This is a genomic window from Desulfosporosinus sp. Tol-M2, from assembly GCF_059735615.1.
Map to the genome: position 1 here is coordinate 1 of NZ_JCAIJG010000016.1, position 13,984 is coordinate 13,984.

Genomic DNA, 13,984 nt, shown 5'->3' on the forward strand with positions numbered 1-13,984 from the left:
CTATCCGGAATGCACTGAAGTAAGAATAATCCAGGTCAAATGATCAATGTTTTTAACGATCCCAACAATAGGGAGTGCATGGGCTGTAACGAGTGTTAAGATGTCTGAATCATGCCCTGAGCGTAAAAAGGTTTTAGGAGAAAAGCAGTTGATATGGATGTATGACAAACAGGAGATGCAATTATGGGTTTTACACATAAAATCCTGGCAAAATTTTCGCTATTTGATTTAGTTATTATCGCTATGATGGCTTCTTTGGGGATAGCCGTGAAAACGGTTATCGTGCCTTTAACGCATATTATTACCGGAGTGCTGTTTATTCCAGGGGGAGCGGCAGCCGGGGGTCTTTATATGATGTGGCTGGTACTGGCGGTCGGAATAACAGGTAAACCAGGAGCTGCGACCTTGACCGGCTTTGTACAGGCTTTAGTGGTAATGAGCACAGGTATTACCGGTTCGCACGGAGCGCTGAGCTTGCTGACCTATACAGTTCCGGGTATAATGGCCGACTTGGGGTTGTTAATTATTGGACACCGGGTTTGTTGTGTCGGGTGCGCCTTCTTGGCAGGATTAATGGCCAATGCGGCAGGTACGGCATTAGTCAATTTGGCATATTTTCGTCTTCCTTTGATCCCCCTTGTTCTAAGCCTGAGTACAGCTGCGTTGTCAGGCGGACTAGGCGGGATCATTGCTCATAAGATATTAAAACAATATAGAAAATTCCGCCAGGTGGGAGACCCCGTTCCTCTGACAGACTCGGGAAATACCCAATAATAAGTAAATATATATTCAGCAAAAATATAAATCAATCAGCTAGGAGGAAATTCATACTTGGAGCCTGCAGTTGTGGTTCAGGGCCTGACCTATCAATACAAGTCCGATGGGCCGCTTATCCTTAAGAATATCAATTTTCAAGTCGCTCAGGGGGAAATATTAGCGATAATGGGGTTAAGCGGTTGTGGCAAGAGCACCCTCTGCAGCTGTCTCTGCGGCATTATTCCTCATTACTGGAGTGGGCTGATGGCAGGGAAAGTTATGGTGAACGGCAAAAACATTCAGCAATTCAACTTAGCTAATTTAGCTTTAGAAGTAGGCATGGTTTTTCAAAATCCTGATACGCAGCTTTTTTCATCTACAGTTGAAGACGAAATTGCCTTTGCCCCGGAAAACATGTGCCTGGCGCCGGACATAATCCGAGAGCGGGTAGATCAGGTAATCAGTCTCCTGGGAATTACTGCACTGCGGGAGGCAAAGCCTAACCAACTTTCCGGCGGGGAGAAACACTTAGTGGCTTTGGCTGCAGTTTTGGCTTTGGACCCGCCGGTGTTGATCCTTGATGAGGTTATGTCCCAGCTGGATTCTGACGGTAAAAAATTAGTGGCGTCGGCAATCAAAACATTGCACACGCGGGGTAAAACAATAGTTGCTGTCGAGCATGACCTGGAAACAGTCAATTTTGCTGACCGTTTACTGGTGATGAACGATGGGGAAATAGTCCGGATTGATGTGACAGAATCGCTACTCGCGGATAGGGATTTTCTTCTTGCCAACAGGTTAGCTTTCGCCTAAAACCATTTGGACGGAGGACAGCTTATGACCTATTTAGAACTAAGCCAGGTAAGTTTTAATTATCCAAAGCAAAATAAACAAGTTTTGAAGGAGATTAATCTGAATATCAAAAACGAAGTTACAGCTATTGTCGGCGCAAACGGCAGTGGAAAGACCACCTTAACAAAACTAATGCTCGGAATTTTACAGCCGGTCAATGGGCAAATCCGCCTGGAAGGGAAATCTTTAACGGAATATTCGTTAGCCGAAGTGGGACGCCGTATCGGCTATATATTTCAAAATCCGGATCAGCAGTTTTTTTGCCCTACCGTGTTTGAAGAGATCGGTTTTAGTTTGACTCACCGCGGTTATGGACCGGAAGCAGTGCGGAAAAAAGTGAATTATTACCTGGATTACTTTGAACTGTCAGCCTACAAAAATGTTTATCCCCTGCATTTAAGCCAAGGTGAAAAACGGCGGCTGGCAATTGCCGCTATTCTGGTCAATGACCCCGAATTTCTGATTCTGGATGAGCCTACCGTAGGTTTGGACGTTTACCGCAAAAAGCTTTTGCACGAGCATTTGCTAAAAACTGTCGGCTTAGGATGCGGCATGATCCTGGTTAGTCATGATATAAAATTCGTCGAGAGGGTGGCAGAAAGGGTTGTTGAATTGGAAAACGGCCAAATCCGGAGAGATAGAAGACAGAAAGATACTATTGGTCAGGAAGCTTGATCCCCGGACTAAAATAGTAATGGTAGTGTGTATCTCTACTTTAGCCATAGTATATAATACGCCGCTGCAGCTTCTCTGGCTCTTGTCAGGAACTGTTATTCTGTTAAAAGTTCTTCAAGTGGAATTTAATTATTTATATAGATACATATGGAAGTTGTTGCCTCTGTTTCTCTTACTGTTAGTTGTGCAGAGCGTTTTTTCGCGGGGAGGTGAGGTGCTGCTGATGGTAGGCACAATACCACTGGTTACCGATTATGGTCTGCTGCAGGGGTTGAACGTGATTATCCGCATGTTTGTAATTATTGCTTCAGCAGTATTGCTGGTTTCTACCGGTTCCCGCGATATTGTGTTAGGGTTGGTACAATGGAAAGTCCCTTATGAAATAGCATTCATGTTTTCTATTGCCCTGCACTTTTTACCAGGGTTTCGGGAAGAAATGATTAACGTAGTTACGGCGATTCAATTAAGAGGGATAGAACTCAAAAAAATTCCTTGGGGAAAGAGAATCGCACTTTATTCCAGGCTGATTTATCCGGTGGTATATGGGGCGGTGCTCAAAGCCCAGCAGTTTTCTGTAGCTATGGAAACACGTGGATTCCGGGTTTTTCCGCAGCGAACTTACCTTCGCAGGTTACGATTTTGTTTGCTTGATTATGTACTACTTCTGATTTTCCCGGTTATGACTGGTTTGCTCATTGTCCAAACAATCCAAAAATAGGACTGACTGTTGTTGGAAGTCAAGTGATAATTACCATAGCTCAAGACAGGACTATCCAGGAAGCGCTGAAGCATAATCAAAATAAAAAATCTTAGGGAGGGGTGCTCCGGTGATGGCTGAAAACAGGTCCTTTAAAATAATAACCATAATTATGGCAATTCTTGCGGTTATTATTGGAACATTTGCCTATCTGAATGCAAAGGACGGGATAATTGAAGAAGGCAAAATAAAACTAAGAGCAGGGAATACTGTTCTTGGGGAAATTACTCTGGCTGATGTGAAGAAATTATCTGCTGTAAATAAAAAATTAGTGATCAATTCGACCAGTGGCTTAAGCAAACACGAGTTTACCGGTACACCGCTGCTGGAAGCACTGAACCATATTGATCCCGAAATCGTCGAACGGTATAAAAAAGTATACACTAAAGGAACGGATAATTACGTTTCGGGTGTAAATATGGAAGAAGTAGTAGAAAAAAACAATGTTTATCTTATTTATGCGGATTATGGCAAACCATTACCCAACAAGACTGGGACAGGTGAAACTATGCGAATTATCATCTTAAATGATCAGTTCGGACAGCGGTTTACCAATTATCTGGGGGAGTTACAGTTTGAATAGAGCGAGTGTTTAGTGAAATATTTTTTTGTCCATTTGTTTAAGTTTACCTTCAAAAATATACCAATGGATTTTAGGTGAGGTATAAGGATTCCAAGCGAATTCCAATGTTCTTCTCCCACAGAGTTTTTTTGAAAGAAACTTTTTGCCCTGCCGTATAAATTCTCACTCTTTCAGCCCCGGCAATGATTCTGAAGGCGAGGGGATTATCTTTAATAATAAACCCCGACAGATCAGCAATGCCATAATCGAAAAATACAGGGGCAAGGGGAGTGGTAGGCCCGACGATTGTGATCCTTTGGGCATTCTTGGATAATTCCAGCATTCTGGGCAGGGTTTTATCTGCTATACTTGCACTGGTGATATACACATAGTCGCTTCCCGGTAGTAGATATTCACTGGCAGAGAGGGGAAAATCTCCTTCTTGCGGGTTCCAGCTGATGATCGATAAATCACATATAGGTTCAAACAACTTTTCAAGATAGGGGAAGTGTCCAACAACCGCAATTCTTTTCCCTCTGACCTCGTTTTGGGACATAATAAAAGGACTGAACATTCTATCCTCCACTCTTCTGGCATCTGAAAAATCCACGCCGTTTTTCCTGGCCACACTAGGGTTGTTGTAATAGGAATTGATGGCCGCAAGGCCGACGGATGCTTCGGCAAAGTTCCAAGATTTGACGCTGGTGGCAGCCTCACGCAGGGATGCTCCGATCAGATTTTTGCTGAACATGGGCATTCTGGTTTCATAAGGGCGAAACCCGGAAATTCCCGAACCGTTCCCGCTGCGTACAAACGAAGTGCCATTTCCGCAAATAAGCTCGTCGACAATGAGGTTTTCCGGGATTCCGTTAATCAAAGCATCATATATTTGCCACATAACTTATCCTCCATGTAAATTTTCAGTGATTCTTCAGTTATCATTTCACCAGTGCGCAGGCGGTTGCGAAGGATCAGCAGCGTACTGTCGATTTTTTCGATGACTTCTAAGCTTTGCCTTTCAGCATCTGAGATTTCAATGACTTTAGATATCCCGCCATTTTTAATAACGATACGTTTATCGGCGCTGAGTGCCAAGAGGGGATCATGGGTGGAAACAAAGATTATCTTTTCACTTTTGGCCAAGAGTTCGACAGCTTGCCGCCTGTCAATTCCTGCATTTTCTATTTCGTCAATCAGTACGATAGGTGAATTACTCATATAGGCGGTGTCGGCAATCATCAGCGCTCTGGATTGTCCGCCACTGAGCTGGGTCACCTTTATATCCTCGGAGAATTTTTCACCCGCAAGGGTATTGGCACACATTAAACACTTTTTTACTACTTCTCCGGCACTCTGTGTTAGTCTGCTTTTAGCATGCATTTCCAGAAATTCACGGACAGTCAGATCCATAACGAAATTCATATTTTGCGAAAGCTGGGCCACCAATTTGCCGTTCATCTCGAAACGTTGCAGGTCATCAAGTTCTGTGCCATTGACCAGGATTTGTCTGCCTGTGGGGGTATCTCCCTGGGCTAAGCACTCGATGTCGCTTAAGAGTCTGCTCTTACCGGATCCTGTGGGTCCCACAATGCTGATGATCTCTCCGGAGGCAATGGTAAGTTCAATGTTTTCCGGTTCGTTTGATTTATTGAAGCCTCCAATAATTGTTAGGAATGATACTGCAGCGGAGGAGTCTTTCGTCTGTGTAAATGTCTCCAGGAATTCGCTGAAATTAATCAATACTCCATATCTGTCCAATCCGAATTCCCCAAGTGTTTCATCGTCGACCTCCTCAAGAGCCTGAGGCAGTGGCAGTCTCCTGGAGATGGTGCCCAGTCGGAAATTGGCAAGGAAGTCTCTGGATATGGGGTATTCCTGAATTATTTCGTCAAGACGCCTGCTATTTAGGAGAGTAATAAAATCTTGTACTGTCATATTTTCTTAAACTCCATTTTCTTTAGCATTCCCATTTGATACGACTCACCAATTCTTGTTTCTCCTGTGCAATAGGAGCAAACCGCCGCGGGAGTTGTAAACTGCAGTTTCAAGTCTTTGAGAGTACAAATGTCCCGGGCCTGCAGTAAATATTTTGCTACCAAAAAGATTCCCTGTCCGGTGATGCCGTTCACAGAAACGACCTTTGCGGAAGAATTGACTTGCTTGACATTGAAGGCAAATACTTCCCGCTCGGCTTGGGAAACGATATCTCCTTTGGTTACGACGACGATATCTGCGAATTTAAGCATAGGACCTATTTTGCGCGGCGTGTTAACCCCAGATAGATTATCGATGACACAAATGGAGAGGATTCCGTTGATGTAGGGAGAACAGCGGTTGCAGAGACCGGCACTCTCTGTAATCAGAAGATCAAATCCGGACTGTATGCTCCATTGGACTGCGTCCTCAATATTGCTGACGAAATAATGGTCGGGACATATTTTCCCGGAAAATCCGGTCTGAACAGGAATGCCAGCTTCCCCATAGCGCAGATTATCGAAGGAAGTGAGACAATCAAATTTTACTACGCCGACACTACCGTTCTCCATATTAAGACATTCAATTAGTTTCAAGATGACGGCGGTTTTCCCCGAGGTGGGCGGTCCGGCGACAGTGATGAGCTTCATAGTATAATCTCCTAACAGTTTTTGCTTTATGAGTTTATTAGACCATAGTATTAATAAATTAATTCTATATTACTTATGATACCTAATAATTATATTATTGGATTTTTGGATGTATACCTTGATAATTTATCAAGAAGATATAATTTAAATAAATTTGTATCAATAAGTTGGCTTCTGTTTGTTAAGGTTTGATATTGTTAGGATAAGCTTAATCTGAATATTATATCAAGTTTTAGGTCTCCGCTTTTATGTAGTAAAAAAGCATTCCTGCTCCTTAAGCCTAAATGGCAATTAATAGGAGCAGGAATGCCTTATTCTCACTGGAGCTAATTATTAGAAGAGAATGAATGTTATTAATCGTTAAGTACTGAATCTAAAAAAAGATTGATATGTTCTTTACATAAAGCCGGATCTATTTCATCAAGATCTAGTATCAAATCGGCATAATTATTTGAGATATGATCTAAAAATGGGTTATGCTCTTTTTTTAAAACACCTATAACAGGGATTGGGCCTTTTAATATCTCGAAGACAGTTTTAGCAAAGTGGGGAGCATGTAATTCAAATTTCCCCAGTTCATCCATCAGGACGATCTTTTTAGTTCGTTGCGCATCCCTTAGGATACTAACACCCTTATTTTCTAAAGAAGTGGGAAAGATTTGAATACCCCTTTTATTTATAGAAGTGATGGCAATAATATCAGCTTCTACTGATACGGTGTCGGTAACATTTAATAAATAATAAGGTTGCGAGGAAACATCAAGTATTCTGAAAGCAAGAGTAGTCGAATCTTCATCATTTACACGCTGGATGTAATAGCCTCCCGTAATATTAAGATAGGGATAAAGGCATTCTTTAAGGAGGGTAGATTTTCCAACACGTTTCGTACCGGTAACAAAAAGATTTATTGACACATTCGCTTATTCCTTTCATAGTTTAGTGGAATTTAGTCGTACCATAGCCAATTGGTTCAACCGACTACCTTTTTAAATTGCTTAATATCGATCAGGACAATAGCTTTATTATTTATTGGATATGGCAAATCCGCTGATAGACTTACTTTTGCCTACGTTTCCTAAGGTCAAGGAAGATGAGGAAAGGCTTATGAATTCAAAAATGCACTATATTTCCTCCAATTTGTTCAATTAGGGCTATTTCACTTTTAAAAGTTTAGATCCATATCTTACTAAAAAATAACCCAATTCCATCTGTCTTTCCCTCTTAAAATACATTTTTACATCTCTATACATACATTCTCTACTATATTCTCTACAATCTGACATATTCCTTTCGTGAAATGAGAAAAATAGATTCTACTCAGAAAAAAGATTGGAGATATGTTGCCGCGAAAGTTAAGACGTAACTCAAACAAAGGCATACAATTCCACCTCTTGGCGGTGGAAAAGACGGGTTACCACTGATGAACGAATGTCCGGTTTGCTTTCGGGAAGATCAGAATGTTCTCGGAAAATAGTAAAGCAGGGGGAAGTTAGGATAACTTCCCCCTGCTTTACAAAAGTCACATTTTCATATTGTATTTGAATTAGAATTAGAGGTAGCGCTAAAGCAGCCATGATACTACTGTAGCATCGAGATAATTTGTTTGAGAATAGGCTGAGTAGAAACGTATTTAGGTGGCATAAGTTAAAACGGAAGACCCAGTCGTCGAATGAGTGCCAATCCCGCTCGTTTAGTGAGAGGAAGAAATACTTTGCGCAGAAGAGGAGCACCAATACGTTGGGCTAGGGGAATTCCCACTTTACGTGCCAAGGAAGGGCCAAGGCGTTGGGCAATGGGAAGGCCTATTTTACGGGCCAGGGGAGGCCCAAATTGTCTTATGAGCGAAGGACCGTATTGTTTCAGGAGAATTCCTGCTTGTTGTTGCCAGGGGTTAGAAGACGCCGGAGCGGGAGAGGTTGGATGTTTCGTTAATAGAGGAATTTGCTCCTGAATGGAAGAAGTGGGCTGGGTTATTGGCTGAACAATCGGTCGGGTAGTCGGTGTAGGAATTCGCTGTTGAACAGGCGATGGTCCTGACCCTTGAACAGGGTTGGTTCTCTGTCGCTGAATAGGGGAGAACTTGTTCTGTTGATTAGGGAAATAAGCCTGTAGCCCCATCAACGATGTCATGGGTAAGCCCCCTTTATATTAAAGGTGAGAATCATTTGATTTTGGATATTTATAATACACGTTATGCAATAATTAACTTAATGTTCCATAATAGGACATTATTGGAGAGCCTTTTTGTTTCATTCAATCAGAGCAATCGCTTCAATTTCAATAACAGCGTCCTTTGGTAAACGTGCAACTTGTACAGCCGAACGGGCAGGAGGATTACTTGGGAAATAAGTGGCGTAAACGGCATTCATCGCCGTATAGTCATTGATGTTACTCAGGAAAACCACGGTCTTTACGATTTTGTCCATAGAAGAGCCTGCGGACTCAATGATCGCTTTGACATTATCAAGGGATTGTTTGGTTGCACCCTCAATATCAGCGATCAACTCTCCGCTTTGCGGGTTCATTGGAATTTGCCCGGATGTGAAGATTAGATTTCCGACCTTAATCCCTTGAGAATAAGGGCCAATGGCTGCAGGTGCGTTTTGAGTACTGACAGTTTGTTTATTCATGGTATCTACCTCCATCGTATAATCGATTTAGTTCCTGCCCCACAAGTTTTGTCGTGCAATATTTATGTTATGAAAAATCAATATTAGTATAACTGATTTCGTGTGAACAAACCAAGTAAAGAAATTGAAACTAAGCTGAGGTGGTAGACCAATTTTTTTTGGATTTTTGCGGGGGATCAGGTTACAATAGAGATATTAAGTACTGGCAGGAGAAAAGGGGGTGCTGGATTTATGAGTTTAGTTTATTCGGTCTTTGTTCCGCATCCTCCCATCCTCGTTCCGGAGATTGGACGGGGAGAGGAGCGTAAGTGCCAAGCGAGTTTGGAGGCCTACCAAGAGATTTCGAGTCGTTTAGTTCGAGCGGAGGTTGAGACGGTGATCCTGATTTCCCCTCATGCACCGCTCACAAAGGACGGGATTACACTTTTGACAGAGGAAGTTGGCCGGGGAAATTTCGCTCAATTTGGAGCTCCGCAATTAAGTTTTTCATTTGCAGGCGACCCTGCGGTGATTGCGCAATTTCAGAAAGAACTTATGGGAGTTATTTCTATACAGGGACCTCTGGATCACGGTGCCCTGGTACCACTTTATTTTTTACAAAAGGCAGGTTGGAGTGGGAAGGTTGTACTTCTGGGGATGCCCTTGGAGAGACCGGATGAATATGGTTTACGTATGGGCCAAATTCTGGATAAGCTGCCCGGTCGCTATGCGCTAGTTGCCAGCGGGGATCTCTCCCACCGTTTGAAGGAAGACGGACCGTACGGCTTTGATTCTGCCGGGCCGGAATTTGATCAGGCCGTACTAAAGGTTCTGCAGCGGGATGCGAAAAAGCTCACTGATTTGCCGGCATACCTTGTCGAGAAAGCCGGCGAGTGTGGGTTCAGAAGCCTGCGTTTGGCACTTGCTGCTAAAGAAGGAGCACCGGAAGTGTTGTCCTATGAAGGACCGTTTGGTGTGGGGTATATGGTGGCTGATCTGTATCATTCGTCCCCCTTGCCTCTTTGGGCGCGACGTTGTCTGAGGGCCTATTTACAGAATGAGGACCCTGGCCTACCGGATTTACCAGACATATCCTCATCGCCGTTTGGTGAACGGAGAGGATGTTTTGTAACCCTAAAACAAAATGGGTATTTACGTGGCTGTATTGGCACAACTGAGCCTTGGCAGGAAAATCTGGCCTTGGAAATTCAACATAATGCCTTGGCTGCAGGAACACAAGATCCGCGATTTCGACCGGTTCAAGCTGACGAAATAGATACTCTGAGTATTACCGTTGATGTGCTCGGAGAACTTGAGAAAATCGAAGGGCCAGAGGATTTGGATCCTTGGCGCTATGGCGTTGTTGTCCGCCAGGGTAGGAAAACCGGGCTTTTGCTGCCCCATTTGGAAGGCGTAGATACCATTTCAGACCAAGTCAGTATTGCCAAACAAAAGGCGGGAATTTCGTCAGAGGAAGCGGTGGAGTTTTGGCGCTTTGAGGTCAAGCGGCATTATGAGTAATTCAAATGAGGTAAGTAATTCAAACAAGTCGGGAAATACGATTTATGCCCATCAAGAATCCCATACTGCGGCTTGTCTGTTGTGTCCCCAGCATTGTCAATTAAGGAACGGGCAATCCGGAAGGTGTCATGTACGGCAAAACCGTGAAGGAGAAATTGTATCTCTGACCTATGGTGAAGTGGCGGCTTGGCATTTAGACCCGATTGAAAAGAAGCCCCTCTATCACTTTTATCCGGGTTCCTGGATTTTCTCCGCGGGAGGCTTTGGCTGCAATCTAAGGTGTTCGTTCTGTCAAAATCACGAAATATCCCAGCAACATCAACCAGGAAGAAAGGTGACTCCCGCTGAACTTGCCGGGCAGGCCCGAAATTCCTTGGGGTTGTGTTTTACTTATTCAGAGCCGAGTGTGTGGTTTGAGATGATTCGGGATACCGCCCCCTTAGTGCGAGCTCAAGGGGGGAAGGTGGTTTTGGTTAGTAACGGAACGATTTCGCCGCGCTTTCTCGAGGAGTTGATTCCGTGGCTGGATGCGGTCAATATTGATATTAAGGCATTTTCGGAGGAGTTCTATCAACGCTATTGCGGCGGCAAACTGGCTTGGGTTTTAGACAATGTCGAGCGTTTGGCTGGGCGGGTGCATCTTGAACTGACAACTCTTGTTATTCCAGGAGCCAATGATGACCCGAAAGAGCTTACCGGATTGGCTCGATGGCTGCACCGGCTCGATGTTCCACTGGCTTGGCATTTGAGCCGTTATCACCCAGCTTATCGTCTGGCGGTACCGCCAACGGATCGACAAACCTTAGAGCGCTTATGGAGTATAGGTAAAGAGTGGCTTCCTTATGTATATTTGGGGAATGTCAGCGGCGGGGATACGACTTTTTGTCCTCAGTGCGGAGAGGCTGTGATACGGCGTGAACCTGTGCTGGTGAAGCGTCTGGAGCGAGGAAACTGTGCGAAATGTGGGGCTGCTATTTTCGGAGTCGGCCTGGATTAATTAAAATCAATCCCCCTAATGCATTTAGAGTAAATAAAGTCATCAATTACCAAATAGTCATTGGTATTGTAAAAGTTGGTTAAATGCTGATTAAACTCTCTTAAATCCTCTTCTTTTACGCTCAGAATACCTTTGCCGTCGTTAATGAGAATCTTGTTCGCGCACAAAGTACTGGTCCGTTTGTTCCCATCCCAAAATAATTGGCTCCTTATTCCCCACAAAAAATATTTGATCGCCTTTTTGGTGACATTTTCGATGTTGTTGATTTTTGCTATTTCTTGAATAACGTTCTCTTCGAACGGTATAGGCGGTACATAATTTGTTCCGGAAATACCAATTTTCCCATTGCGCAGAACCCCCCATTCAAGGGCTTCATTCCTAGAAATATAAGAGTTTATCTTACAAACAAATTCAAGGTCAAACGGCTTTTCTATATTATTTAAGAGAAATTTCCAAGCATCTCTAAGATTCAAAATACATTCGATGTCCGAAATCTTAAGGTTAGAAACACTTATTCCATCGAGAATAGTCTGTGTGTCAGGAAAGGTTACGTTGCATCCTTCAAGTTTTGCGCTGTTGTATATGTTCTCAACAATTAATTTTTTGGCCAGGAAAATATTTTGTTCTAACGTTAAATTATATTTGTCAGGCATGTTTCACTCATCCTTCCGACAGGGCAATAGGGTTCTTCCACAATGACAATTTACCAAATTATTACAAGCATATCAAATCAAGGGGAATAGTCAAGCAAGAGGAAATTGCCTTGTTACAAACTTGTTGGATAATAATCAGATGTAAATGAGATACTAATATTGAAATTTGAGTTATCTGTTCATTATACAATAAGCAGAAGGAGGTTTTAGATGTGTTTAAACATGTCAAAGATATGGAATATACTGTACATGTCGATAAACCCGATCCCCGATTTGCTGTCTTATTACTAGAGCAGTTTGGGGGCGGTAATGGTGAGCTTAAAGCGGCTATGCAGTATTTCTCACAGAGTTTAGGATGCAATAATGTGCAAATCCGAGATTTACTGCAAGATATCGCAGCGGAAGAGTTAAGCCATTTAGAAATGGTTGGCGAGAGCCTAGCAATGCTGATTGGTCCTGTCGATAGTATTTCTAAAGATTTTCAGGCAAATCATATGGCCTTGCTTGGAGGGGGCCCTCTGCTAGTTAACTCTGCTGGAGTACCCTGGACAGCAAACTTCGTCAATTCAACAGGAGATCTTTATACAGATCTTTCGTCAAATGCAGGGGCAGAACTTCGAGCTAAACTTATTTATGAGCGACTTCTCCAACAAACGGACGATGCTGGAGTCAAAGACATGATTCGTTTCCTCTTAAGTCGTGAAGAAGCGCATAACTTCTCCTTTATGCAAGCGATTGAGACATTAAAGGGAAGCGGCGTCAATAAAGACTTTCGGGATTCCGATTTCTCTAAGAAATATATGAACCTGTCGACGGGCCAGGGAGATAGTCGCGGCCCATGGAACGAAGGTAACGAGATCTCTTATGAGGATAACCCGAATGAGAAGTATGGCGGACCGGCACAGTACGGAAAAGATCCGCAACCTACCGGAACGAAGGAAGTCGGGCCGGGATATAATGACCACATTCGAAATAATCCTCAATATTCACAACCTCAGCCGACTAATAAAACAGTAAACTAAGCTATTTTTAAATAGGGTAATGGCTAAAGGGGCACGAGTTTTAACTCGTGACCTTTTAACTTAGAGCTTAATCGTTGTGTTCATGAGGATGTTTAGGGTGTTTATGGTCATATACATGATCGTGTGCATGTCGGCGAACATTCTCATGTGAATGCTCATGTGAATGCTCATGCGAATGTTCATGCGAATGCTCATGCGTATGCTCATGCGAATGCTCGTGGTCATGGGTAAGCCCAAGAACGTGAGCTATAATATGTTCTTTATCCGGGAGAGTGTCAAACCAGCCATTATTAGCATCCTCTTTGTTGTCCATAAATTGCAGATAAGGTTTAATATCCAGTAAGGGGGTTCCGTTATAGGTATCAATACCCGAAGTTGTAACTTCGTTTCCGATAATTTCCTTTACCTGGACAATACTTAGACCTATGGGGTTGGGCCTTTGTGGGGAACGGCTGGCAAAGAGCCCAATTTCAGTTTCAGGAGCCCAGGGGGATCTGGTGAGCAGTTCTACCGGAGGGACCACTTGATCGAGGTGATAGAGGACATAAATGTAGTTGAAGGTATTTAAGGTTTTTAAAGCACTTGTATATTCAGGATTAAGCGTTAGCCAAAAATCACCGGGTGCGTCAGCAATTGGCTGATGGGGGGTATTAATGGCCAAATAAGGTGTATGTATTGTACCAATCGATTGAAAGGTGATGTCCATACTAAGCTCCTTTTTTTAACCGTGGTTCTAAGCTTTGCCGATATTGAATATCTCCATTTTTAAGTAATTACAAGTTATTCGACAGACAGAAAGGATTCCCTGTAAAAATGGATAAATTAATAAGTTTAACTGTTAAATAATACTCGACAGTAGTAGTATATGTCATTAACGGAATCTTAGTCTACCACTTGACTAATGAGTTGCTTTTGTGCTAAATTTAATTTAATTTAGATTTATGATTCTAGTGCGA

At 43.0% G+C, this 13,984-nt stretch carries 16 protein-coding genes; 8 read left to right on the forward strand and 8 right to left on the reverse strand.

What is annotated here, in order from left to right:
• The first annotated feature begins 183 nt into the window (after positions 1-183).
• From AC6I5A_RS00525 to AC6I5A_RS00545, 5 genes are all read left to right on the forward strand, one after another.
• Complete coding sequence (locus tag AC6I5A_RS00525) at positions 184-774, forward strand: ECF transporter S component (protein WP_052167793.1); 591 nt, start codon at positions 184-186, stop codon at positions 772-774.
• A gap of 57 nt (positions 775-831) precedes the next feature.
• Positions 832-1,569, forward strand: coding sequence for an energy-coupling factor ABC transporter ATP-binding protein (locus AC6I5A_RS00530; RefSeq protein ID WP_034610440.1), 738 nt, complete (start codon positions 832-834; stop codon positions 1,567-1,569).
• Positions 1,570-1,593: 24 nt separating this feature from the next.
• Positions 1,594-2,283, forward strand: a complete 690-nt coding sequence (locus AC6I5A_RS00535; RefSeq protein WP_034610443.1) for an energy-coupling factor ABC transporter ATP-binding protein — start codon at positions 1,594-1,596, stop codon at positions 2,281-2,283.
• Positions 2,216-3,001 carry an energy-coupling factor transporter transmembrane component T family protein gene (locus AC6I5A_RS00540; RefSeq protein WP_497900375.1) on the forward strand — a complete coding sequence of 262 codons (786 nt, stop codon included), beginning with the start codon at positions 2,216-2,218 and terminating at the stop codon, positions 2,999-3,001. The genes AC6I5A_RS00535 and AC6I5A_RS00540 overlap by 68 nt, the downstream gene beginning before the upstream one ends.
• 112 nt (positions 3,002-3,113) lie before the next feature.
• Positions 3,114-3,623: a molybdopterin-dependent oxidoreductase gene (locus AC6I5A_RS00545; RefSeq protein ID WP_497900376.1), complete on the forward strand. Its 510-nt coding sequence runs from the start codon at positions 3,114-3,116 to the stop codon at positions 3,621-3,623.
• 70 nt (positions 3,624-3,693) lie between these two features.
• Here the strand turns inward: AC6I5A_RS00545 and AC6I5A_RS00550 are convergent, their stop codons facing one another.
• The 6 genes from AC6I5A_RS00550 to AC6I5A_RS00575 all read right to left on the reverse strand — a co-directional run bounded on the left by AC6I5A_RS00550 (position 3,694) and on the right by AC6I5A_RS00575 (position 8,856).
• The gene (locus tag AC6I5A_RS00550; RefSeq protein WP_052167794.1) at positions 3,694-4,500 is read right to left on the reverse strand and encodes a Rossmann-like domain-containing protein; all 807 of its coding nucleotides are present in this window, start codon (positions 4,498-4,500) and stop codon (positions 3,694-3,696) included.
• Entirely contained in the window at positions 4,476-5,537 is a 1,062-nt protein-coding gene (locus AC6I5A_RS00555; RefSeq protein ID WP_034610447.1) for an ATP-binding cassette domain-containing protein, read from the reverse strand. Before AC6I5A_RS00555 ends, AC6I5A_RS00550 begins: the two co-directional genes overlap by 25 nt.
• Positions 5,534-6,226, reverse strand: coding sequence for a GTP-binding protein (locus tag AC6I5A_RS00560; protein WP_034610449.1), 693 nt, complete (start codon positions 6,224-6,226; stop codon positions 5,534-5,536). The genes AC6I5A_RS00555 and AC6I5A_RS00560 overlap by 4 nt, the downstream gene beginning before the upstream one ends.
• A 353-nt stretch (positions 6,227-6,579) precedes the next feature.
• Positions 6,580-7,140, reverse strand: coding sequence for a nucleoside-triphosphatase (locus AC6I5A_RS00565; protein WP_034610450.1), 561 nt, complete (start codon positions 7,138-7,140; stop codon positions 6,580-6,582).
• Positions 7,141-7,870: 730 nt separating this feature from the next.
• On the reverse strand, positions 7,871-8,356 hold the full coding sequence (locus AC6I5A_RS00570; protein ID WP_034610452.1) for a hypothetical protein: 486 nt from the start codon (positions 8,354-8,356) through the stop codon (positions 7,871-7,873).
• Between the two features lie 119 nt (positions 8,357-8,475).
• Entirely contained in the window at positions 8,476-8,856 is a 381-nt protein-coding gene (locus AC6I5A_RS00575) for a RidA family protein (protein ID WP_034610453.1), read from the reverse strand.
• A gap of 231 nt (positions 8,857-9,087) precedes the next feature.
• Here AC6I5A_RS00575 and amrA point away from each other — a divergent pair, with 231 nt between their 5' ends.
• Positions 9,088-10,356 carry an AmmeMemoRadiSam system protein A gene (amrA, locus tag AC6I5A_RS00580; protein ID WP_034610454.1) on the forward strand — a complete coding sequence of 423 codons (1,269 nt, stop codon included), beginning with the start codon at positions 9,088-9,090 and terminating at the stop codon, positions 10,354-10,356.
• Positions 10,349-11,353 carry an AmmeMemoRadiSam system radical SAM enzyme gene (gene amrS / locus AC6I5A_RS00585; RefSeq protein WP_497900377.1) on the forward strand — a complete coding sequence of 335 codons (1,005 nt, stop codon included), beginning with the start codon at positions 10,349-10,351 and terminating at the stop codon, positions 11,351-11,353. Before amrA ends, amrS begins: the two co-directional genes overlap by 8 nt.
• Here amrS and AC6I5A_RS00590 read toward each other — a convergent pair.
• Entirely contained in the window at positions 11,350-12,006 is a 657-nt protein-coding gene (locus AC6I5A_RS00590) for a Fic family protein (protein WP_034610456.1), read from the reverse strand. The two genes, amrS and AC6I5A_RS00590, sit on opposite strands and share 4 nt — an antisense overlap.
• Positions 12,007-12,218: 212 nt before the next feature.
• Here AC6I5A_RS00590 and AC6I5A_RS00595 point away from each other — a divergent pair, with 212 nt between their 5' ends.
• Positions 12,219-13,028, forward strand: a complete 810-nt coding sequence (locus tag AC6I5A_RS00595) for a manganese catalase family protein (protein WP_034610458.1) — start codon at positions 12,219-12,221, stop codon at positions 13,026-13,028.
• Between the two features lie 67 nt (positions 13,029-13,095).
• Here AC6I5A_RS00595 and tsaA read toward each other — a convergent pair whose 3' ends face one another.
• Positions 13,096-13,734 carry a tRNA (N6-threonylcarbamoyladenosine(37)-N6)-methyltransferase TrmO gene (tsaA, locus tag AC6I5A_RS00600; protein WP_034610459.1) on the reverse strand — a complete coding sequence of 213 codons (639 nt, stop codon included), beginning with the start codon at positions 13,732-13,734 and terminating at the stop codon, positions 13,096-13,098.
• Between the last annotated feature and the right edge of the window lie 250 nt (positions 13,735-13,984).